The sequence below is a fragment of the Bradyrhizobium diazoefficiens genome, from assembly GCF_016616235.1.
Classification (GTDB): Bacteria; Pseudomonadota; Alphaproteobacteria; order Rhizobiales; family Xanthobacteraceae; genus Bradyrhizobium; species Bradyrhizobium diazoefficiens_H.
Window position 1 is genome coordinate 7,369,167 of record NZ_CP067100.1, and the last position, 25,913, is coordinate 7,395,079.

Here is a 25,913-nt window from a genome sequence, read left to right on the forward strand (position 1 = left end):
TTCGAGGCAGGACGCATGAAGTGGACACCACTCCTCACCGCGCCGGCAGCGATCGTTTTGATCGCACCGGCGGGCGCCACCGTGTACATGAGCGAACAGCAGGCGATGCAGACGATCTTTCCCGGAGCGTCGTTTTCGCCCGCCGGGAAGGCCGGCGTATTCCGCGCATCCTCTGGCGGTATCGTCGTGATTGACCGCGTGCTCGGCAAGCACGAATACATCAAATACGCCGTCGGGATCACCGCCGGCGGGGCCGTCAAGCACATCGAGATCATCGAATACAACGAATCCTATGGCTACGAAGTTCGCGAGGCTTCGTGGCGTTCGCAATTCGTCGGCAAGAACGCGAGTTCGCCGCTGCAGCTCAATGTGGACATCAAGAACATCAGCGGCGCGACCTTATCGTGCAAGCACATCACCGACGGCGTGAGGCGCATCGTCGGGCAGTCGCAGAGCTTGAAGGGGCAATAGCGATGAGGCGGGCGCGACCGCTGCTGGGCACACTCGTCGAGATCGAGGTCGATGGGGCCACGCAAGCTGCTGCCGAACGGGCGATTGCCGCGGCCTTCGAGGCGGTGTCGCTGGTTCAGCGGCTGATGAGCTTTCACGACGCAGATAGCGACGTCGGACGCATCAACCGCTCGGCCTTCCGTACACCCGTGACTGTCCATCCCTGGACGGCGCGCGTTCTGCGCCACGCCGAAGTTCTTCATGCCGCAACCGATGGTCTGTTCGACTGCGCGGTCGGCCACGAGTTCATACGGCGTGGACTGCTGCCCGCGGACGGTCTCGACCATGTCTCGCCAGGCGGCTTCGGCGCGGTGCGCCTGCCTGCCGATCGATCCGTGTGCCTGACCGCGCCAGTGGCGATCGATCTCGGCGGAATAGCCAAGGGTTACGCAGTGGATCGCGCCATCGCAACGCTTCGCGCGGCGGGCATCCGAGGTGCGACTGTCAATGCCGGCGGCGATCTGCGGGTCATGGGCGACACCGACCAGCCGATCTATGTGCGCATTCCCGGCGGGGGCCTGCTGCCGGTTGGATCCTTGCGCAACGGCGCCATTGCGACCTCCTCCTCCCTCGCCACAATCGATCGCGGCGGAGCGCCGCACCAGTCGCCGGGCTCTCCACCGGACAGACGAGCCTATTCGGTCGTCGCCCCAAGCTGCGTCGTCGCGGACGCGCTGACGAAAATCCTGGTCCAGACCGGCAACCCGCGGCATCCCTGCTTCGGCAGCTTTGGCGCGACGGCCTTCATCAGCGTCGACGATCTCCAATCGGTGGCGGCCTGATCCATGCGCCTCAGCCTCGTTCAAAAGAGCGTCGTCTGGACTGCAATCGCCGCGGTCGGGCTGACTGGCCTCGCCTGGTTCGTTCTGCACGACCTTGTCGAGCAAGAGCCCGGCGAGACCGAACGGCTGCTGCTGATGCTCCACGGCATCTCGGCCTATGCAACGCTGATCGTGATGGGCTCGCTGCTGCCGCTGCACGTCCGTTCGGGCTGGCACCGGCGGCGCAAGCGATGGACCGGCGGCACCACGCTTGCCACGCTTGTGTTGCTCGCCGTGACTGGCCTCGTTCTCTACTATGGAGGCGAGCAGACGCGGGAGACCGCGCGGTGGATCCATATCGGGATTGGAATTGCCTGCGTGGCGCTGTTTCCCGTCCATGCGATGCTTGCGGCAACGGTCAAGCGCAGCGCCACCTCGCCTGAGGAGGGAGCGGCCGAGAGCCGATCACGTTTTGCACCCGCATCGATTGGCCGCCGCTAAAGCGCGATAAGATCAGGATGAATCGTCATCGCGCTTCAGCTGACCTCGCTGGGGTCACGGCTCGACCCAGCGCTGCACCGCCTCGGCGGTGTCGGCCGGCGTAGTGTTGAAGCAGATCGCCGCATTCGGCGCCAGGCGATGGACGAGGTTGAGCACCTTCTCGAACAGCAGCAGGCGCTCCTTGGGCTCGCGCAGGCCCGCGCCGATCACGATGCAGTCGAAGCTCTCATCGCGCAGCGCCGCGGTGACGCCGGCTTCCGCCGTCGCGTCGAGGTCGATCAGGCAGCTCGTGACCTCGAAGCCGAGATCGCGCAGGCGCAGCAGCTGCGTCTCGATGTAGTCGCGCACGAGCTCCGGCGTGAGCTGCGGGAAGGCGCCGTAATCCGCATTGCCGGGTTCGATGCCGATCGCGAGGACGCGCTTGGCCATTGAGGCCTCCTTGCCGGACCGCTTCCGTCGGTAACGGATGGACAGGCCTGCCGGTTCCCGCCCGGGCGGTCACGCTGCGATGGCGATCCTGCCGCTCATTTCCCGCCAAGGCTGTAACCCATTTCACATGCGCTTGGCCCGAGGCCTGTCAGATTTGCCCCAGATCACGCTGAAGTCACGCCGTGCTCACGGCATCCGGTTCACTCTGACGTCCACGAACGCCCGGCCATTTCATCATCTGCGCAATTTTATCGTTTCACGGGAGCAGGACATGAAGGTGTCATTCGACAACATCAAGGACGAATACGAACGAAACTGGTCCAACATGAGGATCGGGCAGCCGCGCGCCGACGCCGCGACCGAGGCGGCGCGCAAGGCCATCAATCACAAGGAGATCTATAAGGAGATCGAGACCAAGACCGACGTGCCCTGGTGGTTCGTGGCGGTGCTGCATTCGCGCGAATCCAGCTTCAACTTCAACACCTATCTCGGCAACGGCCAGGCGCTCAACCGGGTGACGACCATCGTTCCCAAGGGGCGCGGCCCGTTTGCCTCGTTCGCCGAAGGCGCCGTCGACGCACTCAGGCTCGAAGGATTTGTCGGCGCCCGCGACTGGGGCATCGCAAAAACGATGTTCCGGCTGGAGAAGTACAACGGCTTCGGCTATCGCGGCCGCGGCGTCAACTCGCCCTATCTCTGGTCAGGGTCGAACATCTACGGCCCGCCCGAGCAGAGGGGCGGAAAATTCACCAGCGACGGGGCGTTCGAGCCGGGCACGGTCGATCCGCAGCTCGGCGCTGCGGTGATCCTCAAGGCGATGATGGAGCTGGATGCGTCGATCACGTTCGGCGGCGCGCCGGCGATGCTGAGCCATCTCGAGCCCGAGGAGCAGCTGGCGTCGATGGCGCTGTCGATGCAGCAATGCCTCAACAAGCTCGGCGCCAATCCTCCGCTGGACGAGGACGGCATCGTCGGACCGAAGACCAAGGCGGCGGTGGCGCAGTTTCAGCAGCAGCACGGCATCACCGAATCCGGCGTTCTCGACACCGTGACGGTTGCCGCCATCACGCGGGCGGCGCAGCTGCCGGCCATCGGCGGCCAGACCGGCGACCTGTCCAACATCCTGAAGCGGCTGGAAGACCTCGCACAAATCGTGCGCGGCGGCGCGCGACAGGGCGCTCCGCCGGAGATCATCCCGCCTGCCGCCAACGATCCGATCAGCCTGTTCGAACGGCTCTTCTCCCTCGTCTCCAACAAGACAGCAACACCCATGCCAGGACCCCTCACCCCGAACAACCCCGCCCCGGTCGATCAGTTGAAGCAGGTCGTCGACCTGCTCAGCACCCTGCTCAACGGCAAGGACGGCAAGCCCGTGCTCGGCCAGGTCAACGGGGCGCTCGGCGAGACGATCGGCAAGCTGCTCGACGGCAAGAAGACCGCACTCGGCATCTTCGGCTCGGTGATCACCGCGCTGCTGTCGTCGGTGACGGCGAGCCCCAACGCCGGAGGCATTGCCGGATTGCTCGGAACGATCGTGTCGGCAGTGCCGGGCCTCGGCCAGTTCGCGATGCCGATCTCGCTGGCGCTCGCCGCCTGGGGCGTGCTCGGCAAGCTGGAGAAATGGGCCCAGGGCACCGCGCCGCCGCCGAAGGTGACGACGTAGTGCGACAGGTAAGGCGCGAATGCTTCTCCAGGAGCAGGTGCGCTCCCTCCCCCGCTTGCGGGGGAGGGTTGGGGAGAGGGTGTCTCCGCAACGGGACCCCCCTAGAGGAGAAAGCCTTCACCCGGCGCGCGGGACGATGCTTCGCATCGCCCGGGCGCGCCGACCTCTCCCGCAAGCGGGAGAGGTTGCACCGACCCCGCGGCTCCGTCAGTTAACCTAAAGCCGTTCCGCTCCGGAGCATGATGGCTTCGCGCAAACTGCGGCTCCGCCTACTGACGCAGCATGATCAGGGGATCGGCGGTATCGGGGACGCGCCGCCACTGCGCGTTGTCGTCGGCCTCGAACTGCCAGGTCTCGCCTGATGTCGACATCAGGATGATCTGGCCGCGCTCGAGCCGCCATTGCGTCGGATTGAACTGCGCGATCGCCGCGTCGCATTTCGGCTTGAGGAAGACCTGGAAATTGTCCTGGCCCGCTTCCGTGTTGGTCAGCGTCAATCCGCAGACCGGCTGGCCGTTGCCGCGCACCATGGCCCAGTCGCCGATCATCTGGTCCATCGACTTGGCCATCGAGCGCGCGGCGGCGAGGTCTTGCAGGATGTAGACGCCCTCGCCCTGGCGCAGGCCCTCGAAGATGCCGGCCTCGACCTCGGTGAAGTCGATCACGGCCTCACCGGTCGCGTCCTGCAAACGGACGATGTCGAGACCCCTGACGCTCCAGGCCACGATGTCCTTGGTGAAGGGCAGCGCGGCCTTGCAGGCCGGCTCCAGCTCCAGCTTGGAGCCTCCACTTGTCGGGTCGGCCTTGAGCGTGACGACACAGGTCTTGCTGCGCTCGGTGGTCGAGAGCTCCCACTGCCCGGGCATCGATTTCTTCAGGGTCGACGTATCCTGCGCATGCGCAACGCCGATCGCGGCCAGGCAGGCTGCGACGGCGAATGCAACGACCCCGAGAGCTCTCATCAGCGCCCCTTGAATGGCGTTTCGGCAACCGGCGTCAACGGCGCCTTGCCGGCGAACCAGGACTTGAGGTTGTCGACCACGAGCTGGTCCATCGCGTTGCGCGTCACCACCGAGGCCGAGCCGATATGCGGCAGCAGCACGACGTTCTGCATGGTCTTGAGCTCGTCCGGTACATTCGGCTCGGCCGCGAACACGTCGAGACCGGCGGCGAGGATGGTGCCGGATTTGAGCGCCTGGACCAGTGCCGGCTCGTCGACCACCGAGCCGCGCGCCACGTTGACCAGCACGCCGCGCGGGCCGAGCGCCTTGAGCACCTCGGCATTGATCATCTTGTTGGTCGAGGCGCCGCCGGGCACGATCACCATCAGCGTGTCCACTGCCTTCGCCATCTCGATCAAATCAGGATAGTGCTTGTGGGAGACGTCCTTGGACGGATTGCGGGAGTGATAGACCACAGGCACTAGCGAGGCATCGAGCCGGCGCGCGATGGCCTGGCCGATCCGGCCCATGCCGACAATACCGACCTTGCGGTCGCGCAGCGAGCCGACGCTGAGCGGATAGTTTTGCGTCTGCCAGAGGCCGGAACGGACGTAGCGGTCGGCCTTGATGAACTCGCGCAAGGTCGCGATCAGAAGCCCCATCGCGACGTCGGCGACCTCCTCGGTCAGCACGTCGGGCGTGTTGGTGACGATGATGTTGTGCTCGGCCGCATATTTCGCGTCGATATGGTCGTAGCCGACGCCGAAGCTCGCCACCATCTCGATCCCGGGCAGTTGCGACAGCGAGTCCTTGTCAGCGCGCACCGTGTGATAGGTCACCGCCACGCCGCGGATCTTTTCGCGGATCGCCGGCGTCAACCGCTCGAGATCGCCACGCGTCTCGGCCTTGTGCACGACGAAATGATCGGAAAAACCGTTCTCGAGGATCGGCCGCACCGGCCCATAGATCAGAAGGTCGATCTTGTCGGACGAAATCGAACCGGTGGTCATCAGTTGTCCTTTCCAAGCGCGCTCTCGTGCCAGCGCCGTAAAACGAGGTGGGAAACTAGCGCCAGCACCCCATAGATGACAATCCCGGCCAGCGACAACAAAAGCAGCGCCGCGAACATGCGCGGTATGTTCAATCGGTAGCCCGACTCGGCGATCCTGTAGGCGAGCCCGGAGCCGGCGCCGGCCGTGCCTGCCGCGATCTCGGCCACCACCGCACCGATCAGCGACAGGCCGCCGGCGATCCGCAGGCCGCCGAGGATATAAGGCAGGGCCGCCGGCAGCTTCAGGAAACGCAGGGTTTGCGGCCTCGATGCGCCATAGAGCTGGAACAGTCCGGCGAGATTGCGGTCGACCGAATTGAGCCCGAGCGTGGTGTTGGACAATACCGGGAAAAACGCGACGATGAAGGCGCAGACCACGACCGCGGTCTGCTGCTCCAGATAGATCAGCAAGAGCGGCGCGATCGCGATGACCGGCGTCACCTGGAGGACGATTGCATAGGGGAACAGCGAGTATTCGACCCATTTCGACTGGTTGAACAGCAGCGCCAGCGCGATACCGCCGATGCTGGCGGCGACAAAGCCTTCAAGCGTCGTCAGAAGCGTGGTGGCGAGCGATTGCGACAGCACCGCCCAGTCCTTGACCAGCGTCAGCACGATGATGGAGGGCGCCGGCAGCACGTAAGGCGGGATCTCTCTGATGCGGACCACCAGCTCCCAGGCGGCAAGGCCAGCGGCGAACACGATGACAGGAAGCACGAAACGCATCGCGCGCTGCACGCCGGATGATTTTGCCGTGATTGCAGCTTGCGCGTTCATAGCGTCGACTGCCCCGAATAGGACGGCGCCAGCGCGGCCGACACGCGGCGGCAATAATCGGAATAGGCGACCGAGGTGCGAAACTCCTCGCCGCGGGGCTCGACGGTGTCGATGCGGATGTCGGCCTGGATGCGGCCGGGCCGCGCCGTCATCACCACGACGCGCTGCGACAGATAGACGGATTCGAACACCGAATGGGTGACGAAGATGACGGTCTTACGCAAGGACCGCCACAGCGCGAGCAGATCGTTGTTGAGGCGAAAGCGCGTGATCTCGTCGAGCGCCGCGAACGGCTCGTCCATCAGCAGGATGTCGGGATCGGTGACGAGCGCGCGCGCCAGCGACACCCGCATCTTCATGCCGCCGGAGAGTTCGCGCGGATAGGCGTCGGCGAAATCGGCGAGGCCGACGCTCGCCAGCGCCGCGTCGGCCCGCGCGCGGGCCTCGGCTTTCGGCACGCCTGCGAGCTTCAGCGGCAGCCGCACGTTCTCGCGCACGCTGGTCCAGGGCATCAGCGTCGGCTCCTGAAATACGAAGCCGATGCCGTGACCTGGCAGAACATGGCCCGGCAGAGATACGCTCTCGTGACGGGCCACCCGCACGGCGCCCGATGACGGCGGGCTAAGTTCGGCGATGATGCGCAGCGCGGTCGACTTGCCGCAACCGGACGGACCGAGCAGCGAGATGAACTCGCCCTTGCGCACGGCGAGATCGAGCGGGCCGAGCGCCATGACGCCGTTGTCATAGGCCTTGGTCACGCCGCGCAGGCTGACGGCGAGCGCCGTCAGGCCGGTCTCGACCGCGGACGACGTTTTGCGCTCTACCATCGATCGCTGGCTGTTGTGGGGCTCGGTTCGGCGGCGTCCTTCACCTCTCCCCGATGGGGAGAGGTCGCGCCGCAGGCGCGGGTGAGGGGGATCAGACCCCACGAGAGAGCAGAGCCCCTCACCCGCATCGCATCTGGCGATGCGATGCGACCTCTCCCTACGGGAGAGGTGGACAATGCCGCCGCAGTTGGATCAGATCTCGGCATGCGCTACGGCTTGCTCGGGCGCAATTCGACGCCGACGCCCTTGTTGACGAAACGCAGCGTGTAGGACTTGCGGAAATCGAGGTCGGCCTTCACCACGCCCGCCTTCACCATCTTGTTGAAGAAGGAGGTGTAGCGCTCGTCGCTCATCGCGCCGATTCCGTTCTTCAGGGAGTCGCCGGAATCGACGATGCCGTATTCCTTCATCTTGGCGACGGAATAGGCCAGAAGCTCGTCGGTCATCTCCGGATTGAGCTTCTTGATCATGGCATTGCCCGCGGAATTGTCGCCGTAGATGTAATTGTACCAGCCGATCATCGAGGCATCGACGAAACGCTGCACCAGGTCCGGCTTCTTCTCGGCGATGTCGCGGCGGGTCTCGATCAGGGTCGAATAGGTGTTGAAGCCGTAATCGGCGAGCAGCAGCACGTTGGGCTTGAAGCCGGCGGCCTTCTCGACCGCGAACGGCTCGGAGGTGACGTAGCCCTGCATCGCGCTCTTGGGATTGGCGATGAACGGCTGCGGGTTGAAATTGTAGGGACGGACGTTCTTCTCGCTGAACCCGTATTCGGACTTCAGCCACTGGAAGTAGCTGGTCATGCCCTCCTTGGAGACGAACAGCGTCAGCGGCTTGAGGTCCTCGATCTTGCTGACCTTGACGTCCGGGTGCGTCAGCATCACCTGCGGATCCTTCTGGAACACCGCGGCGATGGTCACGACGGGGACGTTGTTCGCCACCGCGTCGAACGACATCAGCGTGTTCGCGGCCATGAAGAAATCGATCTTGCCGGCGATCAGCAGCATCCGGTTGTTCTCGTTGGGACCGCCGGGAACGATGGTGACGTCGAGGCCGTATTTCTTGTAGGTGCCGTCTGCGACCGCCTGGAAGAAGCCGCCATGCTCGGCCTCGGCGACCCAGTTGGTGCCGAAGGTGACCTTGTCCAGGCTTTCCGCGCGCGCGGGCAGGATCGACACCACAGCGGCCATCAAGCCCGCAATGAACGCTCGCCGCAGATGAGAGGGGGTCATGATGGCACTCCGTCGATCGTGGCTGGCCGATATGAAAGCAACGCGATAAAACCGCATGATATCAGGGGACGCGAGCCGGCCAGGCCCGCGTCCCCTCATATCCCAAATTACGTGACAAATTCGGGCAAAGAAACCTCCAAAGAGATCGCAATGACGCCTTCCCGCGACTGGACCAGGATTCGCTGGGCCGATGCTGCCCCGGCAGATGTGTCGCGCTGGATCGCGGTGCTGCCGCTGGCGGCGACCGAGCAGCACGGGCCGCATCTGCCGTTCGAGACCGACGTGCTGATCGCGGATGCTTATCTCGCGCGGGTGCGCGAGCTGCTGTCCGCAAGCGTTCCGGCCAGCTTTCTTCCCGTCGAGCGGATCGGGATTTCCACCGAGCATATCGACTATCCGGGCACCCAGACGCTGCCGACTGAAGCCGCGCTGAGGCGATGGACCGGGATCGGCGAGGACATCGCGCGGCGCGGCGTGAAGAAGCTCGTCATCATCACCAGCCACGGCGGCAACAGCGCGGCCATGATGCTGGTCGCGCAGGATCTGCGCGCGCACCAAAAGCTGTTCGTGGTGACGACGTCATGGTCGCGGCTGTCAGGCGCGGACACATTGTTCCCGGCCGAGGAAGTGCGCCACGGCATCCACGGCGGCGCTGTCGAGACCTCGATCATGCTGGCGCGCTATCCGGGTCAGGTGCGCATGGATGCGATCGCGGATTTTCCCGCGAGCAGCATCGCGATCGAGAAGCAGTATCGCTGGCTATCGACGCAGCGGCCGGCGCCGTTCGCCTGGCAGGCGCAGGATCTCAACGCTAGCGGCGCGGTCGGCAACGCGACGCTGGCTGAGCCTGAGAAGGGTGAGCAACTGCTCGACCAGGGTGCGACGGCCTTCTGCGAGCTGCTGGCCGAAGTCGATAAATTCGACGTGAACAGGCTCGCCAAGGGGCCGCTCGGCTAGCTCTGATCCTCCTGAATCGCTCAGGAAATGGCTTCTCGCCGGTCGCGCCTTTGGTGCTTTCGAACCGGACGCGACAAGCCTCCGCCATCTGTTCTTTTGCGCATCGGGATGTTGTTGCAGTCGCGTCACAGGCGGATGCGAACCATCCTGTGCGGCAATCGGCATTAATTGCTATTGCGAATTAATCGCAATAAGGTTTGCAGCAGGCACAAGGACTTGGGAAGAAATCGCGTCGAATCAAGATATCTCGGCCGATTGCGTGAACAACCAGGACCTGATGACAGGATCGCCGCGAATCGGCAGGGATAGCGCGGCGGGTAGGATACATTCGCGTTTGGGGGCGTGCGTTTTGACGTTGAGGGGTCACCAGTACAGGTATTTGCGGACGGCCGCGGCGATTGCCTCGGGCGCGCTGGCTTTTCCCGCCACCGGCCACGCGGCCGATCTCCCGTTGCAGGCGCCAGCGCTGAAAGCCGTCTATGACTGGACCGGCCTCTATATCGGCGCGCATGCCGGCTATAGCCGGGGTTCGTCGCGCGTTGCACTGAACGAAGGCACAGGGATCAGCGACAGCGGCGTTTTCAGCGGCATGATCGGCGGCGTGCAGGCCGGCTACAATTACCGGCTCAACTCCGGCTGGCTGGTCGGCGTCGAAGGCGATTTCTCGTTTCCCAACTACATCACGTCCAACTCGATCGTCTCCTTCCTGGCAACGCCCGCCAACACCGTCACCCAGCAATGGGACTACGCCGCAAGCCTGCGCGGCCGCGCCGGCTACACCAGCGGTCCGTGGCTCCTCTACGCCACCGGCGGCTTTGCATGGATGGGCGAGCGCTATTTCGACGCGCCGGCCTCCGGCGAAGCGGTGCCGAAGATACTGAACACGCGCCCCGGCTGGATTGCAGGCGCCGGCATCGAATACGGCTTCGCGCCTCATTGGAGCGCGCGGCTCGAATATCTCTACAGCCGTTTCGAAGGCGCCCATGTCGCCTTCTCCACGGGCGCCCAATACAGCTCCTCGTCGCTCGACTTCCAGCAGATCAGGTTCGGCCTCAACCGCAAGGTCGATTGGCCGGGCATGCCGAGCTACAATCCGAAAAGCTCCCTGATCGACCCGGAATCGGATCGCTGGGAGATTCACGGCCAGAGCACTTATCTGCCGCAAGGCTATCCGTCATTCCCCGCCCTCTACAGCGGGCCGAACTCGCTGTCGCCGTCGAGGCAGGCGAAGGCGACGTGGAGCAACAGCCTGTTCCTGAATGCGCGGCTGTGGGACGGCGGCGAGGTCTACTACAATCCCGAACTGCTCCAGGGTTTTGGATTGAACGACACCGTTGGCGCCGCCGGGTTCCCCAATGGCGAAGCGCAGAAGTCGAACTTCCCCTACCCACACTACAACACCTCGCGCCTGTTCGTGCGCCAGACATTTGGATTTGGCGGCGAGCAGGAAGAGCTCGCAAGCGGCCAATTGCAGTTCGGGCAGAAGGTCGACGTATCCCGCCTCACGGTGCAGGCCGGCAAGTTCGCGGTGACCGACATCTTCGACGGCAATGCCTACGCCAAGGACACCCGCAAGGACTTCATGAACTGGTCGATGTGGGCGCCGGGCGCGTTCGACTATTCGGCCGACAAGGTCGGCCTGACCTACGGCGTCACCGCCGAGCTCAACCAGAAGCAATGGGCGCTGCGCGGTGGCTATTTCCTGATGGTCGCGGAGTCCAATTCAAACCACTTCGACACCAAGGTGCCGGAGCGCGGCCAATACGTGGTCGAGCTCGAAACGCGCTTCTCGCTGCTCGGCCAGCCCGGCAAGCTCAGGACCATGGGCTGGGTCGACAGCGCCAACATGGGCAGCTTCCGCGAGACGCTGGACAATCCCGCGCTCAATCTCGACATCGCGCAGACCCGGCGCGGCCGGCTCAAGGTCGGCTATGTCGTCAATCTCGAGCAGGCGATCACCGACGATTTCGGGCTGTTCGGGCGCTGGAGCTGGAACGACGGCAAGACCGAAACGCTGGCCTTCACCGACATCAACCACAGCCTGTCCGCCGGACTGTCGATCAAGGGCACGAAATGGGGCCGGCCCGACGACGTGATCGGCGTCGGCGGCGCCATCAACGGGATTTCGCAGGACTACCGCGACTTCCTCGCTGCCGGCGGTCTCGGCGTGCTCGTCGGTGACGGTGCGCTCAACTATCGGAACGAGCGCATCCTCGAAACCTACTATGCCTACGCGTTGAACAAGGCAGTGACCCTCACTGCGGACTACCAGCTCATCGTCAACCCCGCCTACAACGCCGACCGCGGACCGGTGTCGGTGTTTTCGGGGCGGCTGCACGGGGAGTTCTGATCGGATCAGAACAGCAGCGCGACGCCCGAGACGAACAGCAATGCGAGCACGATCTTGCGAAACATGGCATCGTCGATCCGGCCGAACAGCTTGAGGCCAAGCCACGTGCCGGCAAACAGGAAGGGCAGGCCGAGCGCGAACAGCTTGGCCGTCTCGAAGGTGAGCGCTCCCCTGGCGCCCAGCAGCAGCGCCGCCATGGCGAACACCACGACCGCCACCGGCTGGAAGGTCGCGCGCTGGATGTCCTTGGGCAGGCCGCGCAGATTGCACCAGATGGTGATGACGATGCCGGCAAGGCCGGTCAGCCCGCCGAGCAAGCCGTTGACGAGGCCAACCATCATGTCCGCGGCCGGCGGCACGACGGTCGCGACCTTGAGCTGCGGCCGGAATAACGCATAAAGGCTGTAGGCGATCAGGATCGCTCCGACCGCGATGCGAACGCTGTGCGGATCGGCCCAAGTCAGAAGCGACACGCCGAGCGGCACCCCTGCGACGGCGCCGATCATGAACGGCCACAGTCGGCGCCAATCGAGCGCGTTGCGCAACTTCCAGACCGAGTAGCCCTGCACCAGAAGGCCGAAGCCGACGATCAGGCTGGCGCTCTGAAGCGGCGTCAGCACATAGAGCCACAGCGACGCTGCGACCAGACCGAAGGCAAAGCCCGAGAGGCCGGCGACGAACGCGCCGGCGAAGGTGGCCAAAAGGAAAAGTGGAAGCTCGATCCCGTCCATTGCTCGCTCCACGGATCAGCGAGCAGCGCTTGCGTGGGATCACCACTTCACGGGGAGGCTGCGACATCCCCAGCGGTGCAAGCCTAGGGGAAGCCGCCTGCTTCCACAATGACCTTCTACGCCGCGCGGATGGCGTCCAAAAATTTTCCGACCTCGACCTTGAGGCGGCTGCTCTCGCCGGACAGCGACTTCGCTGCCGCAAGCACGTTGGAGGAGGCCGATCCGGTCTGGCTCACGCCGTGCTGCACATCGACGATGCTGGCGGAGACCTGCTGGGTGCCGCGCGAGGCCTGCTGCACGTTGCGCGAAATCTCCCGCGTCGCCGCGCCTTGCTCCTCGACCGCAGAGGCGATTGCGGACGCGATCTCGGACATGCGCGTGATGGTATCGCCGATCGCCTTGATCGCGCCGACCGAATCCTCTGTCGCCGTCTGGATTCCGCTGATCTGCAGGCTGATCTCGCCGGTGGCCTTCGCGGTTTGCTCGGCGAGCGCCTTGACCTCGGAGGCGACCACCGCGAAGCCGCGGCCGGCCTCGCCGGCGCGCGCCGCCTCGATGGTGGCGTTGAGCGCCAAGAGATTGGTCTGGCCCGCAATCTGGCTGATGAGCTCGACCACATCGCCGATCCGGCCGGCCGCCTTGGCGAGCTCGCCGACATGGTCGTTGGTCCGGCCCGCCTGCTGCACCGCCTCGCTGGCGATACGCGCGGAATCCTGGACCTGCCGGCTGATCTCGTCGACCGAGGACGCCATTTCCTCCGCGGCCGCAGCGACGGTCTGCACGTTGGTGGAGGCCTGTTCGGAGGCGGCCGCGACGGTCGCGGTGGTCTTCTCCGATTGCGCGGCGGTGCTCGTCAGCGTTCCCGCGGACGATTCCAGCTCGGCGGATGCCGAGGACACGGTGTTGATCACGCCGCCGATCATGGCTTCGAACTCGCGCGCGATCTGGTCCATGCGCTGGCTGCGCTTGAGCTTGGCTTCGGCTTCCACCGCGGCAGCCTCGTCGGCAGCAGTCTTGGCGATCAGCGAGTCCTTGAACAGCAGCAGCGAGCCGGCGACCTGGCCGATCTCGTCATTGCGGCCGGTCGCGGGAATCTCGACCTCGTGCTTGCCGGCGGCGAGCGTGCCGATCGCGCCGGCGAGCTTCGCAAGCGGCGTCACCACGCGGCTGCGCAGCATCGCCGTCACCCCGGCGAGCGTGCCGAGCAGCGCCAGCACCGCAACGCCGGCCAGCGCGAGCACCAGCAACGCGCCGCTGCGCGCCGCCGTGGCCCGTTCGGTCGCCTCCGCCAGCGCCGCGTCGCGCACGCCGAAGAACTTCTGCACGGCCGGCACTACGGCGGCCGCGAGCTCATCGTTGGTGAGGTTGTATTTGCCGCCGCTGCGGGCCGCCGGCATCTCCTTCTCCACCACCGGCGCAGCATGTCCGAAATAGGCCTCGGTAGCGTCCTTGAAGGCCTTGGCAATCCGGGGCGGATTGCCGAGCTGGTCGATGCCGGCTTCGATGCGCTCGCGATCGGCCTCGACGCGGCCCTGCAGTCGGTCCATCAGAGAGAATTCGGCGATCGTCAGCGTACGGCGGGCGGTCAGCGCCGGAGACAGCGTGGCGGCGCGGCCGCCGGCCGAGACGCGCAGGTCCTGCGCAGTCCGGGCTACACCCAGCAATGCCGAGAGCGAGGAGTCGGCGCTGGCGATGCCGGCTTCGAGCCGGTTCATGATCGGTTCGAGAATGCCGATGATCTCGGCGATGCCGGGCAGGAAGCCCTTGATGGCAGCGCCGTCGCGGGCACTCAGGGGAACGCTCATGGCGCGATCCGCCGCCGTGCGAATCTCGTTCAGCCGGCGCGCGGCGCGGTCGAGATCTGCAGAAAGCGGTCCGGCGGCGTCCAGCGCCAGGATGGCCCGTTTGGCATGCTCGAAGGCGGTGTCCGACGCCTGCGACGCCTTCGCGCAGGCTTCGAGCTGCGCCGGCGTCGCCGGGTTTTCCTGGAAGATCGGCGAGATGTAGGGCGCCCGATAGCCCGCAACGTGCTGGCTGACCACCAGAATTGCACCGAAAGCGTCCACCGCCTTGATAGCCTCGGAGCGGTCCGCGTAGATACGCGTCTGCGGCGCCAGCACCTCGGCGGCGAGAATGACCGCAAAAACCGTCACCGTCAGCATCGACAGCGCGAAAAGCTTCCCAATCCGCATTCTGGTCCCCGAATCCCGTAAATACCGGGAACCCTAGCCGGCGGGCGGCTAAGACCTCGTTAAGCAACACCAGGACCCGTAGTTCCCGGGATGCCAGCTCGCCGCGGCTTCGCGGCCAAGGGCTCTGAATTCGCCAGCACTTACCGGCCAAATGCCTATATCAAGGCCCGGATCTGCCATCCGGCCATATTTCCTTGCCGCGGAACATCAATGCTCTCGGTCGAACTCGTCATCGTCGTCGTCCTGATCGTCATCAACGGCCTGCTCTCGATGTCCGAGCTGGCCGTGGTGTCGTCCCGCCCGGCCCGGCTGTCACTGCTCGCCGCCAAGGGCGTGCACGGCGCCGCGCGGGCGCTGGCGCTCGCTTCCGATCCCGGGAAGTTTCTTTCGACGGTGCAGATCGGGATCACGCTGGTCGGGGTGCTCTCGGGCGCGTTCTCCGGCGCAACGCTCGGCCAACGGCTGACGCAATGGCTGGCCGAGCTCGGCATGTCTGCGGGGATCGCCGACATCGTCGGCGTCGGCATCGTGGTCACGCTGATCACCTATGCGACGCTGATCGTCGGCGAGCTCGTGCCGAAACAGGTGGCGCTGCGCGACCCTGAAAGCATCGCGGTTCGCGTCGCGCCGGCGATGCACATGCTAGCGAAGATCTCGCTGCCGCTGGTGTTCCTGCTCGACGTCTCCGGCAAGCTGATCCTCACCCTGCTCGGCCGCGGCGGCAAGGCCGGAGAGAAGGTCTCGGAAGACGAGATCCACCACCTCGTCAGCGAGGCCGAAAGCGCCGGCGTGCTCGAACCCGGCGAGAAGGAGATGATCGCGGGTGTGATGCGGCTCGGCGACCGCCCGGTCGGCGCCGTCATGACGCCGCGCACCGACGTCGACGAGATCGACCTGAACGACGCGCCCGAGGCCATCCGCGAGATCATCGTGAAAAGCCCGCACTCGCGCTTTCCGGTCTCGGACGGCGACCGCGACAAGCCGATCGGCGTGCTCCAGGCCAAGGATCTGCTGATCGCCTACATGAACGACCGCACGCCGAATTTGCGCGCGTTGGTGCGCGAGGCGCCCGGCATTCCGGCGTCGGCGGATGCCCGCGACGTGCTGGCGATCCTGAAAGCCGCGCCGGTTCACGTCGGCCTCGTCTACGACGAATACGGCGCGTTCGAAGGCATGGTGACCGCCGCCGACATCCTCGAATCGATCGTCGGCGCCTTCCATTCGGAGGAGGGACCGCCGGAGCCGGCCTATGTCAGGCGCGAGGACGATTCCCTGCTGATCTCCGGCTGGATGCCGGTCGACGAGTTCGGCGAGCTGCTCGGCATCGAGCTGCCGCCGCACCGCTACAACACGGTGGCAGGCCTGGTGCTGCAACAATTCAGAGTGCTGCCCGATGTCGGCGATGCCTTCGACTTCAGCGGCTGGCACATCGAGGTGGTCGACCTCGACGGGCGGCGGATCGACAAGATTCTGGCGAGCCGGCTGAGTGAGATGGAAACGGGGTGAGCAGGCGGCCGTGCTCCGACTTCCCTTCTCCCCTTGTGGGAGAAGGAACATCCTTACCCGAACCTCACCCCGATCCGCTTTTCCTTGCGCCAGACCACGGTGCACGACAGCTGCCTTCCCTCGGCCTGGATGAACAGGGTGAACCGCTCGGGGATGCCGACCGGGCTGGTCACGTCGAGCGCCGCGCCGGTGTCCGAGAAATTGCGCACGGTGCAGTCGATCGCGCCGCCGCCGAACTCGATGGTTCCGGCCTTCAGCACGCGGTGTCTGGTTCTGTCACGTCGCTCGTCCATGGGGCCAATTTACACCCAAAGCTTACACAGACATTAAAGCTCTGTACTTCGCGCAATGCATTCACGCCGCCGCACGAGGCGGCGGTATCGATCCGGCGGAGCCGAACCTCACAGTACTGGCTGGAAAGTCTCTGCCTGCGCTATCCGCCAAGCGTCGCGGAAGCGCGGGTCCTCGGTGCCTTCCAGCAGCTCGCCCGGGCGCAGCGCCGGATAGAACTGTGCGAAGGATTGCACATTGGTGGTCGAGGTCCGCTGACTGAAATGGACCGGGCGCAACTGCTGCGGGTGTTCGAGACCGGCTGCGGCGATCAGCTCGGTCAGCGAGTGCAGCGTGGCGTGGTGATAATTGTGCACGCGGTCGATCTTGAGCGGCACGTAGAGCGCGCGCGCCCGGGTCGGGTCCTGGGTCGCGACCCCGGTCGGGCAGCGGTCGGTGTGGCAGCTCAGCGACTGGATGCAGCCGAGCGAGAACATGAAGCCGCGCGCCGAGTTGCACCAGTCGGCGCCGATCGCCATCGCGCGCGCCATGTCGAAGGCGGTGGCGATCTTGCCGGAGGCGCCGATCTTGATGCGGTCGCGCGCGTTGATGCCGATCAGCGCGTTGTGGACGAAATTGACGCCCTCACGCATCGGCATGCCCAGATGGTCCATGAACTCCAGCGGCGCGGCGCCGGTGCCGCCTTCATTGCCGTCGACGACGATGAAATCAGGATAGATGCCGGTCTGAAGCATCGCCTTGCAGATCGCCAGAAATTCCCAGGGATGGCCGATGCACAGCTTGAAGCCGGCCGGCTTGCCACCGGAGAGGCGGCGCATCTCGGCGATGAACTGCATCATGCCTATTGGCGTCGAGAAGGCCCGGTGCGAGGCCGGCGAGATGCAGTCCTCGCCCATCGCGACGCCGCGGATCTTGGAAATCTCTTCCGACACCTTGGCGGCCGGCAGCACCCCGCCATGACCGGGCTTGGCGCCCTGGCTGATCTTGAGCTCGACCATCTTGATCTGGTCTTCGCCGGCAACGCGCGCGAACGCATCCGGGTCGAACGAGCCGTCGAGGTGGCGGCAGCCGAAATAGCCCGAGCCGATCTCCCAGATGATATCGCCGCCCATCTCGCGGTGATAGGGACTGACACCGCCCTCTCCGGTGTCGTGCGCAAAGCCGCCCTTCTTCGCGCCGGCGTTCAGCGCGCGCACGGCATTGGGGCTGAGCGCGCCGAAGCTCATCGCGGAGATGTTGAACACCGAGGCCGAATAGGGCTTGGTGCAGTCAGGCCCGCCGATGGTGACGCGAAACTTCTCCTCGGCATGCGTCTTCGGCGCGACCGAGTGATGCATCCACTCGTAGCCGTCGCGGTAGACGTCCTCCTGGGTGCCGAACGGCCGCTTGTCGAGCTGCATCTTGGCGCGCTGATAGACCACCGCGCGGGTGTCGCGCGAGAACGGCATGCCGTCCTTCTCGCTCTCGAAGAAATACTGCCGCATCTCCGGGCGGATCTCTTCAAGCAGGAAACGGATATGCGCCGAGATCGGATAGTTGCGCAGAACCGCGTGCCCCTTCTGGAGCAGATCGCGGACGCCGAGCAATGTCAGGGCGCCGAAGATCAGAATCGGGACCAGCAGGATGTCGAAGATCTTGCGGTCGGCGATGCCGATGCCGATCAAAAGCGCGGTGACCACCGCGCAGATCGTCAGCACGATAAAGCGCGGCGAGAATGGCAGCAGCAGGGTCTCCATGACCCCCTCCTCCGCCAGTGCCAGACGTTTGGGTGCTTCCTGCTTGTTGTTGTCGTCAGCCACGGTCCCATCCTCTCGTCGGCATGAGGCGGTACGATACGCCCGCGCCTGTCATACGGATATGACGCGGCCATTGTTTCAGGCTAGCGAATTCGGCCGAGGAAAATCAATCAGCCCGATGGACAGGTTTTGCAATGCAGCAGAGCTGCCGGGAGATTTCGAGGGCAGCCGCCCGCGCTGATGCAATCGACGTTTAGCAGGTGAAAGTAGAGTCCGCCGGGCGCGGCTACAACTTCAGGCGTCGGCCCAGCCAAGCGCCGGCGCAGACCCGAGACCCCGTAACCACAGGATTTCCTGGCTGAGAAAGCTGTCACTCCGAGGCCCCGCATGAGCACTCCCTGCCGTTGTGGTCCCGGATTGGCGCGCGCTTGGGCGCGCTTATCCGGGACGACGGTGGAGGTAGGGACTAGCAGTCCGGCATGACGGAGAGCTGAGCGAGCGGAGCTTACCGCTCGACGAACGCCTTCTCGATCACGAAATGGCCGGGCTTGTTGCCCGAGCCCTCGATGAAGTCGCGGCCTTCGAACATCACCTTCAGCTCTTCCAGCATGCCCGGGCTGCCGCACATCATGATGCGGTCGGTCGCGATGTCGAGGGGCGACTGCCCGATATCGTTGAAGATCTGCTCGGAGTTGATGAGGTCGGTGATGCGGCCGCGGTTCTTGAACGGCTCGCGGGTCACGGTCGGATAGTACACCAGCTTGTCCGCGAGCAGCTCGCCGAACAGCTCGTCCTCGCGCAGGGAGGCGACAAGCTTCTCGCCATAGGCAAGCTCGGAAACCTGGCGGCAGCCATGCACCAGCACGATCCTCTCGTACTGGTCGTAGACGTCGGGGTCCTTGATCAGGCTCGCGAACGGCGCAAGGCCGGTACCGGTCGAGAGCAGCAGCAGCCGCTTGCCGGGGATCAAATTGTCGGTGATCAGCGTGCCGGTCGCCTTGCGGCCGACCAGGATGGTGTCGCCTTCCTTGATCTTCTGCAGGCGAGAGGTCAGCGGGCCGTCCTGCACCTTGATCGAGAAGAACTCGAGCTCTTCCTCGTGGTTGGCGCTGGCCATGCTGTAGGCGCGCAGCAGCGGACGGCCCTCGACCTCGAGGCCGATCATCGCGAACTGGCCGTTCTGGAAGCGGAAGCCGCTGTCGCGCGTGGCGCGGAAGCTGAACAGCGTGTCGGTCCAGTGCTGGACGGAAACAACCTTCTCTCGGTAAAACGCGCTCATGATTTTCGCTTTCCGAATAATTGCGGTTTCAGGACAAAAGCGTTGCCCGGCCCTGAAAACGGGCGAACACCAGTGTCATGGCGGAGGATTTCGCGTGTGTGATCTACGCCATTGAGACCAATAATCAACCTCGTTCCGGATGCATTTGATGCCGGTCAAACCGGCATTTGCGGCAGAAACGGGCTCATCATTAGCGGTTTTGCTGCCCGCCCCTGTTTGAGGGCAATTTCTTTTTCCTCCAGGGCTCGATGGCAGCACTTAATTTCCATCGCGCTCGCGAGAATTTCATTAAGAATAGTTCTGATTTTCACCCCGTTTGGCGCGGATTCCCGCATTTTTGCGGCTTCTGGCGGCGGGAACGATCGAGACAGATGGCAAGCGGCGAGCGGATCTTCGTCCAGGCGATCAGGCGCTATTGCGCAGACCACGGCATTGCCGTCGATGTCCGGCCCGGCGGCTGGCTGATCGCGATGCGCCGGGGCTATGAGCGCCGCTTCGCCTTCGGCTACGACATCGGCCTCAACAGCGCCATCGCCCATCGTCTCGCCAACGACAAATCGGCCACCGCCGAGGCACTGGCGCTCGCGGGCGTGCCCTGCATTCCGCACCACCTCTTCCTCAATCCGAAGCTGGGTGTGCATATCGCCGGCTCCGGGGGGCGTGAGGCAATGCAGGCCCTGCTCGCGCAGCATCCGCAAGGCGTCGTGGTGAAGCCGAACGAGGGGACGTCGGGACGATCCGTCTTCAAGGTGACGACGGAGGCGGAACTCGGCCGGGCGATTGCCGAGGTTTTCTCAATGAGCGCCGGGCTCGTGATCTCGCCCTATGTCGAAATCGAGGACGAGGTCCGTGTGGTGCTGCTGGATGACGTGCCGCTCGTCCTCTACAGCAAGCAGCGTGGCGCGGATTGGCGACACAATCTCGATTCCGGCGCAAAGCCGGTGCTGCTAGAGGACGGCGAGGTTCGATCGGCTTGCGCGAAGCTCGCGATCGACGCCGCGAGCGCCATCGGCATCGCCTTTGCGTCGATCGACGTGGTCTGCGTCGATGGCGCGTGGAAGGTGCTCGAGATCAATTCCGGCGTGATGATGGAGGCGCTGGGCCGGCTGCATCCGGAACTGGTGCAAGCGACGTATGACGCGGCGCTGGACCGGGTGTTTGGCGAGAGCTAGGAGCCGCAACTTGTCCAGCGGATGGATGGGTAACAAAACAGACCGGATGGATAGGTAACAATCGTTCATGGTTTGGTCGGCTGCGGCGCTGCGCTAGCGCAGCGCCGCAGCCTGCGTGTTTTCTGGTCGATGATGCCGATCGGTATGTGGAAGAAGCGCACTTGCCATTGCCCATCGGCGGCCTCCTCGACGGCAACGGCCTCACCAATGAGAGCGCTGGAGATGTGAATGAGTTCGCCGCGCCACTTGATCTCGCCGTTGGAGCGGACCTGGCGCACCGCGGCTTCGGCTGGATAATCCGGCTCCGGAAGCCGCCTCGGCATCGCACGAGACGAAGGCTGATAGACGCTGGCAGGTGGGCGCTGGCCAAGTGACTCGTGCGGTCGTTCTTCGTTGTAGTCGCGCACGAATGCCGCGAAGCGACGAGCCTGCGCGGCCTGGGTCGGCGGCGGCGGCTGCATGGCCTCCAGAAGCGTGAGGTGAAAACGCTCGTGGCGGCCGTTCTGCTGTGGATGGCCGGGATCAATCCGTTCATGGCGGATGCCAAGCTTGATCCACCATACCGACAGTGCCGTCAGGCCCGTGGTTCCGGTCGAGGCGAACGGCGAGCCGTTGTCGGAGCGGATGATCTGCGGCAAGCCGTACTCGCGAAACGCCCGCTCCAGCAGCGGTTGGCACTCGGCATGTTGCGTGCTGCCCGTCGCCGCCAGGCTAATCAAATAGCGGCTGAAGCCATCGGTCACCGTGAACGGTTCAACGCGAGATCCGTCGCCCAGGCGGATCCAGCCCTTGTGATCGAGCGCCCATACATGGTTGGCATGCTGAGGCACCGTCAGTTGCCCCATGCGCGGCGGCGCACGCCGCCGGGTCCGACGGTTGCTCACCAGTCCCGCCCGTTTGAGAATCCCGCCCGCCGTCGAGGCCGACGGCCAATCGACGTCCCCTTGGCGAGCCTCAAGTTTGCTGACGATCTTGCGCGGTCCCCAGCTCGGCCGCTCAAGCCGCAGCCCCACAATCGCATCCACGATGTGCTGTGGTGTCGCCCGTCCATGAACCCGCGCGGCATGGGAGCGATCCGCCAGCCCGGCAGGTCCTTCCAACCGGTAGCGCTCCAGCCACTTATAACCGGTCTTGCGGCTAATCTCGTAGCGCTCGCAAAGCTCCGTCATCGTCCACAAGCCGGTTCGCTGATCCGAGATGAAGCGAACTCGTTCGTCCATTGTACAGCTCTCCCGCCAAGGCATCGGCTGATCCTCCCAGCCGACAGAGAACTGTCACCCATCCATCCGGTCTACTCTGTTACCTATCTATCCGGTCTGGACAACTCGTCTTACCCTCCCCTGGAGGGGGAGGGTCGCTGTGCATGGAGCGAAGCGGGATGCGCAGCGGGGTGGGGTGATCTCTCGACTCGGCACCGCCTCAATGGAGAGATCACCCACCCCGCTCGCGCTACGCGCGATCGACCCTCCCCTCCAGGGGAGGGTAAGGAAGGCCGCTGCTAGTTATTCGCGCTCGCCGAATCGTCCATGGCCTTGAAGGCTTCTTCCAGTTGCGGCGAGATCGGCACGTTCAGCCGTTCGCCGGTGGGAAGGCGCGCGACGAACCATTTGTTGTAGAGCGGGACCAGATCGTGGTTGGAGCCGAGCCTGCGGAAGGCGCGCTCGACCACGGCGGCGAGCTGCGGCTCGCCCTTCCTGAACATGATGCCGTAGGGATCGTAGGACAGATAGTCCCCGACCACGCGAAAATATTCCTGCGCCTTGTGGCGCGCGATCAGGCCGTAGAGCAGGATGTCGTCGGTCGCGAACGCATCCGCCTTGCCGTCGTTCACCATCTGGAACGACTGCTCGTGATCCGGCGCCGTCACGATGTTGAGGCCGAGCGAGAGCTTCCTGTCGACGGCGTGCATCGCCTGCTCATTGGTCGTGCCCTTGGTCACCACGACTGTCCTGCCCTTCAAATCGGCGACGCCGGAAACAGCCGCTCCCTTCGGCACCATCAGCTTGGTGCCGGCGACGAACATCAGCGGCGAGAACGCGACGCGCTTGCCGCGCTCGGCATTGGCCGTGGTCGAGCCGCATTCCAGGTCGATCTTGCTCTGCAGCACGGCGTCGATGCGGTCATCGGAGGTGACCTTGACGTAGTCGATCCTGAGATTGGGATCGTCGACCTCGACGCCGATCTCCTCGACGATGGCCTCGCAGAGTTCGAGGCTATAGCCGATCGGGCGACCCGACTGGTCGAGGAAGGAGAATGGCGGCGAGCTCTCGCGGTAGCCGAGCCGCACGGCGTGACTGCTCTTGATCGCCGACAGCGTCGGGCTAAGCCCTTCTTCGCTGCCGCCGGTCTGCGCGGCGGCGCCGGTTGCCAGCAGGCACGCTGCCAGCAACAGGCCGCCCGGTATCGCCATCGAAAGGCGCATGATGCAGCTCCATCAATGGCCGGCCATCGCGGGTATTTCGCCCGGCACCATGTCGCCCGGCACGGCGTCGCTGGGACCCAGCTCGTGCTCAGGCCCGAGCTCGCCTTCCCATTTCGCCACAACCGAGGTCGCGAGCGTGTTGCCGATCACGTTGGTGGCGCTGCGGCCCATGTCGAGGAAGGTGTCGATGCCCATGATCATGAGCAGGCCCGCCTCCGGGATGCCGAACTGCGACAGCGTCGAGGCGATCACCACGAGGGAGGCGCGCGGCACGCCGGCGACGCCCTTCGAGGTGATCATCAACGTCGCCAGCATCGCGAGCTGGGTGCCGAGCGGCATGTCGATGTGATAGCTCTGCGCGATGAAGATGCTGGCAAAGGTGCAGTACATCATCGTGCCGTCGAGATTGAAGGAATAGCCGAGCGGCAGCACGAAGCTCGAAATCCGCGACGAGGCGCCGAACTTGTTCAGCCCCTCCAGCGTCTTCGGGTAGGCCGCTTCCGAGCTCGCGGTCGAGAACGCGATCATCAGCGGCTCGCGGATCAGCTTCAAGAGATGGCTGTAACGCGGCCCGATCACGATGAAGCCGACGATGACCAGGATGCCCCACAGGATCGCGAGCGAGAGATAGAAGCCGCCCATGAAAACGATGAGCTTCCACAGCACGCCGAGACCGTTCTTGGCAACGGTGGCGGTGATGGCGGCCCACACCGCGAGCGGCGCGAACAGCATCACATAGCTCGTCACCTTGAGCATGATGTGGGCGACGTCGTCGATCATCGCCAGGATCGGCTTGGAGCGCTCCGGCATCGAGCCCATCGCCACCGAGAAGAACACGGCGAAGATCACGATCTGGAGGATCTCGTTCTGCGCCATGGCGTCCGCGATCGAGGTCGGGATCAGATGGGTGAGGAATTTCTCGATCGAGAAGGCCGAAACCGGCAGGCCGGTCGATTGCCCTGCCGCGGGCAGCGTGCCCGGGAAGTTCGCGCCGGGCTGGAGCAGATTGACCATCACGAGACCGAGCAGCAGCGAGACGAAGGAGGCGCTGATGAACCAGCCCATGGTCTTGGCGAAGATGCGGCCGAGCTTCGAGCCGGAGCCCATATGGGCGATGCCGCCGACCAGGGTCGCGAACACCAGCGGCGCGATGATCATCTTGATCAGGCGCAGGAACATCATGGCAATCAGGTTGATGGAGGAAGCCCAGTCGGCGCGCGTATCGGGCAGGAAGTTGAAGATCGCCGCCCCCATGATGATGCCCAGCACCATCGCCGCCAGAATGTATTGCGTAAACCTGTTCGACATTGCTTACCCCCACGTACACCGGCGCTTCATGATGTCGCAGATAAGACGGCGAAGCAACACGCTTTGCGTGTGGTCGCGTTGGCCGGATGTTCCCGTTGTGAAATGGAAGGCCGCGATCTAGCCTTCATGCAGCGCACAACGCATGCGGCCTGCACGTCTTCTTTGCGGCGGCTGCATCAATAATCGTCAGGAAAGCGGAGAGGACAACGTCATGAGCGGCAGCGTCAATCGCCAGGTTCTTCTGGTGGAAAAGCCCAGCGGCAAGCTCGGCCCCGAGCATTTCGGGATGGTTGAGGCTGCGATACCGGAGCCGAAGGACGGCGAAGCCTTGCTGCGCGTGCGTTACATCTCGCTCGACGCGGCCAACCGGGCCTGGATGCACGGCGCGACCTATCGTTCCGCGGTCGAGGCCAACAGCGTGATGGCCGGCGGCGGCATCGCCGAGGTGGTCAGCTCGAAGGCGGCGGAGCTCGCGCCCGGCGACATCGTGTTCGGCGACACCGGCTGGCAGGAGTTTGCCGCAGTGCCGGCGAAGCATCTGACCAAGATGCCGAAGCTGGAACCGATGACGCATCTGCTCAGCGTATTCGGCATCGCCGGCCTCACCGCGTATTTCGGCCTGCTGGAGATCGGCAGGCCCAAGGAGGGCGAGACGGTCGTGGTCTCGGCAGCCGCAGGCTCGGTCGGCTCGATCGTCGGGCAGATCGCCAAGATCAAGGGGTGCCGCGTGATCGGTATCGCCGGCGGCGCCGACAAGTGCAACTGGCTGACCTCCGAGCTCGGCTTCGATGCCGCGGTCGACTACAAGAACGGCGCGGTGTTCAAGGCCCTGCGCGCCGCAGCGCCCAATGGCATCGACGTCTATTTCGACAATGTCGGCGGGGACATTCTGGAGGCGTGCCTGCCGCAGATGAACAATTACGGCCGCATCGCCTGCTGCGGCGCGATCTCGCAATATGACGGCGCGCCTTCCGCCCACGGGCCGCGTGGCGTGCCCGGCCTGATCGTGGTGAAGCGGCTCGTCATGCAGGGCTTCATCGTGATGGACTACATGAAGGACAGCCACCGCGCGCTCACCGACCTCCAGGACTGGGTGAAATCCGGCAGACTGAAGGTGCAGGAGGACATCATCGACGGTTTGGAGAACACGCCGAAGGCGCTGATCGGATTGCTTGCGGGCGAGAACCGCGGCAAGCGGATGGTCAGGCTCTGACGTGGTTGCGTCGCAACCAGCCGAGCATAATCTCCTTGCGATAGAGGGCGAGGAACGGGGCTGC

Annotated in this window: 24 protein-coding genes; 9 read left to right on the forward strand and 15 right to left on the reverse strand. The window is 64.7% G+C overall.

Annotated elements, in window-relative coordinates:
• The first annotated feature begins 15 nt into the window (after positions 1–15).
• From JJB99_RS34645 to JJB99_RS34655, 3 genes are read left to right on the forward strand one after another with little or no spacing between them, the layout of a single operon-like run.
• The gene (locus tag JJB99_RS34645) at positions 16–471 is read left to right on the forward strand and encodes an FMN-binding protein (protein WP_200496572.1); all 456 of its coding nucleotides are present in this window, start codon (positions 16–18) and stop codon (positions 469–471) included.
• Between the two features lie 2 nt (positions 472–473).
• Positions 474–1,292 carry an FAD:protein FMN transferase gene (locus JJB99_RS34650; protein ID WP_200496573.1) on the forward strand — a complete coding sequence of 273 codons (819 nt, stop codon included), beginning with the start codon at positions 474–476 and terminating at the stop codon, positions 1,290–1,292.
• 3 nt (positions 1,293–1,295) lie between these two features.
• Positions 1,296–1,772, forward strand: coding sequence for a hypothetical protein (locus tag JJB99_RS34655; protein WP_200496574.1), 477 nt, complete (start codon positions 1,296–1,298; stop codon positions 1,770–1,772).
• 54 nt (positions 1,773–1,826) lie between these two features.
• Here the strand turns inward: JJB99_RS34655 and JJB99_RS34660 are convergent, their stop codons facing one another.
• Positions 1,827–2,201, reverse strand: a complete 375-nt coding sequence (locus tag JJB99_RS34660; RefSeq protein ID WP_200496575.1) for a hypothetical protein — start codon at positions 2,199–2,201, stop codon at positions 1,827–1,829.
• A 271-nt stretch (positions 2,202–2,472) separates the two neighbouring features.
• On the opposite strand from JJB99_RS34660, the gene JJB99_RS34665 reads away from it, so the two are divergent.
• A complete protein-coding gene (locus JJB99_RS34665; protein WP_200496576.1) occupies positions 2,473–3,864 on the forward strand; it encodes a peptidoglycan-binding protein in 1,392 nt (463 codons plus the stop codon).
• Positions 3,865–4,133: 269 nt separating this feature from the next.
• Here JJB99_RS34665 and JJB99_RS34670 read toward each other — a convergent pair whose 3' ends face one another.
• From JJB99_RS34670 to JJB99_RS34690, 5 genes are all read right to left on the reverse strand, one after another.
• The gene (locus JJB99_RS34670; protein ID WP_200496577.1) at positions 4,134–4,826 is read right to left on the reverse strand and encodes an AprI/Inh family metalloprotease inhibitor; all 693 of its coding nucleotides are present in this window, start codon (positions 4,824–4,826) and stop codon (positions 4,134–4,136) included.
• Entirely contained in the window at positions 4,826–5,815 is a 990-nt protein-coding gene (locus JJB99_RS34675) for a 2-hydroxyacid dehydrogenase (RefSeq protein WP_200496578.1), read from the reverse strand. Before JJB99_RS34675 ends, JJB99_RS34670 begins: the two co-directional genes overlap by 1 nt.
• On the reverse strand, positions 5,815–6,633 hold the full coding sequence (locus tag JJB99_RS34680; protein ID WP_200496579.1) for an ABC transporter permease: 819 nt from the start codon (positions 6,631–6,633) through the stop codon (positions 5,815–5,817). The genes JJB99_RS34675 and JJB99_RS34680 overlap by 1 nt, the downstream gene beginning before the upstream one ends.
• Positions 6,630–7,460: an ABC transporter ATP-binding protein gene (locus JJB99_RS34685; protein ID WP_200496580.1), complete on the reverse strand. Its 831-nt coding sequence runs from the start codon at positions 7,458–7,460 to the stop codon at positions 6,630–6,632. The genes JJB99_RS34680 and JJB99_RS34685 overlap by 4 nt, the downstream gene beginning before the upstream one ends.
• Positions 7,461–7,669: 209 nt before the next feature.
• Complete coding sequence (locus JJB99_RS34690; RefSeq protein WP_200496581.1) at positions 7,670–8,692, reverse strand: ABC transporter substrate-binding protein; 1,023 nt, start codon at positions 8,690–8,692, stop codon at positions 7,670–7,672.
• A 150-nt stretch (positions 8,693–8,842) separates the two neighbouring features.
• Between JJB99_RS34690 and JJB99_RS34695 the strand changes: the two genes are divergently transcribed.
• Complete coding sequence (locus JJB99_RS34695) at positions 8,843–9,649, forward strand: creatininase family protein (protein ID WP_200496582.1); 807 nt, start codon at positions 8,843–8,845, stop codon at positions 9,647–9,649.
• Positions 9,650–10,028: 379 nt separating this feature from the next.
• Positions 10,029–11,999, forward strand: a complete 1,971-nt coding sequence (locus JJB99_RS34700; RefSeq protein WP_200500434.1) for a carbohydrate porin — start codon at positions 10,029–10,031, stop codon at positions 11,997–11,999.
• 5 nt (positions 12,000–12,004) lie between these two features.
• Here the strand turns inward: JJB99_RS34700 and JJB99_RS34705 are convergent, their stop codons facing one another.
• On the reverse strand, positions 12,005–12,730 hold the full coding sequence (locus JJB99_RS34705; RefSeq protein WP_200496583.1) for a sulfite exporter TauE/SafE family protein: 726 nt from the start codon (positions 12,728–12,730) through the stop codon (positions 12,005–12,007).
• A 116-nt stretch (positions 12,731–12,846) separates the two neighbouring features.
• Complete coding sequence (locus JJB99_RS34710; protein WP_200496584.1) at positions 12,847–14,922, reverse strand: methyl-accepting chemotaxis protein; 2,076 nt, start codon at positions 14,920–14,922, stop codon at positions 12,847–12,849.
• 210 nt (positions 14,923–15,132) lie between these two features.
• Between JJB99_RS34710 and JJB99_RS34715 the strand changes: the two genes are divergently transcribed.
• On the forward strand, positions 15,133–16,428 hold the full coding sequence (locus JJB99_RS34715; RefSeq protein WP_200496585.1) for a hemolysin family protein: 1,296 nt from the start codon (positions 15,133–15,135) through the stop codon (positions 16,426–16,428).
• Positions 16,429–16,481: 53 nt separating this feature from the next.
• Here the strand turns inward: JJB99_RS34715 and JJB99_RS34720 are convergent, their stop codons facing one another.
• The 4 genes from JJB99_RS34720 to JJB99_RS34735 all read right to left on the reverse strand — a co-directional run bounded on the left by JJB99_RS34720 (position 16,482) and on the right by JJB99_RS34735 (position 20,069).
• Positions 16,482–16,721, reverse strand: coding sequence for a PilZ domain-containing protein (locus JJB99_RS34720; RefSeq protein WP_200496586.1), 240 nt, complete (start codon positions 16,719–16,721; stop codon positions 16,482–16,484).
• A 108-nt stretch (positions 16,722–16,829) separates the two neighbouring features.
• Positions 16,830–18,455 (reverse strand): FMN-binding glutamate synthase family protein, encoded by a 1,626-nt coding sequence (locus JJB99_RS34725; RefSeq protein ID WP_200500435.1) that lies wholly within the window; start codon positions 18,453–18,455, stop codon positions 16,830–16,832.
• Positions 18,456–18,960: 505 nt separating this feature from the next.
• Positions 18,961–19,734: a ferredoxin--NADP reductase gene (locus JJB99_RS34730; RefSeq protein ID WP_200496587.1), complete on the reverse strand. Its 774-nt coding sequence runs from the start codon at positions 19,732–19,734 to the stop codon at positions 18,961–18,963.
• Positions 19,735–19,889: 155 nt separating this feature from the next.
• Positions 19,890–20,069 carry a hypothetical protein gene (locus JJB99_RS34735; RefSeq protein ID WP_200496588.1) on the reverse strand — a complete coding sequence of 60 codons (180 nt, stop codon included), beginning with the start codon at positions 20,067–20,069 and terminating at the stop codon, positions 19,890–19,892.
• A gap of 36 nt (positions 20,070–20,105) precedes the next feature.
• Between JJB99_RS34735 and JJB99_RS34740 the strand changes: the two genes are divergently transcribed.
• Positions 20,106–20,906, forward strand: a complete 801-nt coding sequence (locus tag JJB99_RS34740) for an ATP-grasp domain-containing protein (protein ID WP_200496589.1) — start codon at positions 20,106–20,108, stop codon at positions 20,904–20,906.
• Between the two features lie 65 nt (positions 20,907–20,971).
• On the opposite strand, the gene JJB99_RS34745 is transcribed toward JJB99_RS34740, so the two are convergent.
• From JJB99_RS34745 to JJB99_RS34755, 3 genes are all read right to left on the reverse strand, one after another.
• The gene (locus tag JJB99_RS34745; protein WP_200493737.1) at positions 20,972–22,126 is read right to left on the reverse strand and encodes an IS481 family transposase; all 1,155 of its coding nucleotides are present in this window, start codon (positions 22,124–22,126) and stop codon (positions 20,972–20,974) included.
• Between the two features lie 278 nt (positions 22,127–22,404).
• Positions 22,405–23,328, reverse strand: coding sequence for an amino acid ABC transporter substrate-binding protein (locus JJB99_RS34750; protein ID WP_200496590.1), 924 nt, complete (start codon positions 23,326–23,328; stop codon positions 22,405–22,407).
• 12 nt (positions 23,329–23,340) lie between these two features.
• Positions 23,341–24,636 (reverse strand): dicarboxylate/amino acid:cation symporter, encoded by a 1,296-nt coding sequence (locus JJB99_RS34755; protein ID WP_200496591.1) that lies wholly within the window; start codon positions 24,634–24,636, stop codon positions 23,341–23,343.
• Positions 24,637–24,847: 211 nt separating this feature from the next.
• Between JJB99_RS34755 and JJB99_RS34760 the strand changes: the two genes are divergently transcribed.
• The gene (locus JJB99_RS34760) at positions 24,848–25,849 is read left to right on the forward strand and encodes an NADP-dependent oxidoreductase (protein WP_200496592.1); all 1,002 of its coding nucleotides are present in this window, start codon (positions 24,848–24,850) and stop codon (positions 25,847–25,849) included.
• Positions 25,850–25,913: the final 64 nt, after the last annotated feature.

What these genes read in the sequence shown, in the direction of transcription:
- JJB99_RS34670 (WP_200496577.1), bottom strand. Translation starts at nt 4,826, where the DNA reads ATGAGAGCTCTCGGGGTCGTTGCATTCGCCGTCGCAGCCTGCCTGGCC.
- JJB99_RS34655 (WP_200496574.1), top strand. Translation starts at nt 1,296, where the DNA reads ATGCGCCTCAGCCTCGTTCAAAAGAGCGTCGTCTGGACTGCAATCGCC.
- JJB99_RS34735 (WP_200496588.1), bottom strand. Translation starts at nt 20,069, where the DNA reads ATGCGGGAATCCGCGCCAAACGGGGTGAAAATCAGAACTATTCTTAAT.
- JJB99_RS34725 (WP_200500435.1), bottom strand. Translation starts at nt 18,455, where the DNA reads ATGGAGACCCTGCTGCTGCCATTCTCGCCGCGCTTTATCGTGCTGACG.
- JJB99_RS34695 (WP_200496582.1), top strand. Translation starts at nt 8,843, where the DNA reads ATGACGCCTTCCCGCGACTGGACCAGGATTCGCTGGGCCGATGCTGCC.
- JJB99_RS34740 (WP_200496589.1), top strand. Translation starts at nt 20,106, where the DNA reads ATGGCAAGCGGCGAGCGGATCTTCGTCCAGGCGATCAGGCGCTATTGC.
- JJB99_RS34730 (WP_200496587.1), bottom strand. Translation starts at nt 19,734, where the DNA reads ATGAGCGCGTTTTACCGAGAGAAGGTTGTTTCCGTCCAGCACTGGACC.
- JJB99_RS34705 (WP_200496583.1), bottom strand. Translation starts at nt 12,730, where the DNA reads ATGGACGGGATCGAGCTTCCACTTTTCCTTTTGGCCACCTTCGCCGGC.
- JJB99_RS34685 (WP_200496580.1), bottom strand. Translation starts at nt 7,460, where the DNA reads ATGGTAGAGCGCAAAACGTCGTCCGCGGTCGAGACCGGCCTGACGGCG.
- JJB99_RS34690 (WP_200496581.1), bottom strand. Translation starts at nt 8,692, where the DNA reads ATGACCCCCTCTCATCTGCGGCGAGCGTTCATTGCGGGCTTGATGGCC.
- JJB99_RS34660 (WP_200496575.1), bottom strand. Translation starts at nt 2,201, where the DNA reads ATGGCCAAGCGCGTCCTCGCGATCGGCATCGAACCCGGCAATGCGGAT.
- JJB99_RS34715 (WP_200496585.1), top strand. Translation starts at nt 15,133, where the DNA reads ATGCTCTCGGTCGAACTCGTCATCGTCGTCGTCCTGATCGTCATCAAC.
- JJB99_RS34665 (WP_200496576.1), top strand. Translation starts at nt 2,473, where the DNA reads ATGAAGGTGTCATTCGACAACATCAAGGACGAATACGAACGAAACTGG.
- JJB99_RS34755 (WP_200496591.1), bottom strand. Translation starts at nt 24,636, where the DNA reads ATGTCGAACAGGTTTACGCAATACATTCTGGCGGCGATGGTGCTGGGC.
- JJB99_RS34650 (WP_200496573.1), top strand. Translation starts at nt 474, where the DNA reads ATGAGGCGGGCGCGACCGCTGCTGGGCACACTCGTCGAGATCGAGGTC.
- JJB99_RS34645 (WP_200496572.1), top strand. Translation starts at nt 16, where the DNA reads ATGAAGTGGACACCACTCCTCACCGCGCCGGCAGCGATCGTTTTGATC.
- JJB99_RS34680 (WP_200496579.1), bottom strand. Translation starts at nt 6,633, where the DNA reads ATGAACGCGCAAGCTGCAATCACGGCAAAATCATCCGGCGTGCAGCGC.
- JJB99_RS34710 (WP_200496584.1), bottom strand. Translation starts at nt 14,922, where the DNA reads ATGCGGATTGGGAAGCTTTTCGCGCTGTCGATGCTGACGGTGACGGTT.
- JJB99_RS34750 (WP_200496590.1), bottom strand. Translation starts at nt 23,328, where the DNA reads ATGCGCCTTTCGATGGCGATACCGGGCGGCCTGTTGCTGGCAGCGTGC.
- JJB99_RS34675 (WP_200496578.1), bottom strand. Translation starts at nt 5,815, where the DNA reads ATGACCACCGGTTCGATTTCGTCCGACAAGATCGACCTTCTGATCTAT.
- JJB99_RS34745 (WP_200493737.1), bottom strand. Translation starts at nt 22,126, where the DNA reads ATGGACGAACGAGTTCGCTTCATCTCGGATCAGCGAACCGGCTTGTGG.
- JJB99_RS34720 (WP_200496586.1), bottom strand. Translation starts at nt 16,721, where the DNA reads ATGGACGAGCGACGTGACAGAACCAGACACCGCGTGCTGAAGGCCGGA.
- JJB99_RS34760 (WP_200496592.1), top strand. Translation starts at nt 24,848, where the DNA reads ATGAGCGGCAGCGTCAATCGCCAGGTTCTTCTGGTGGAAAAGCCCAGC.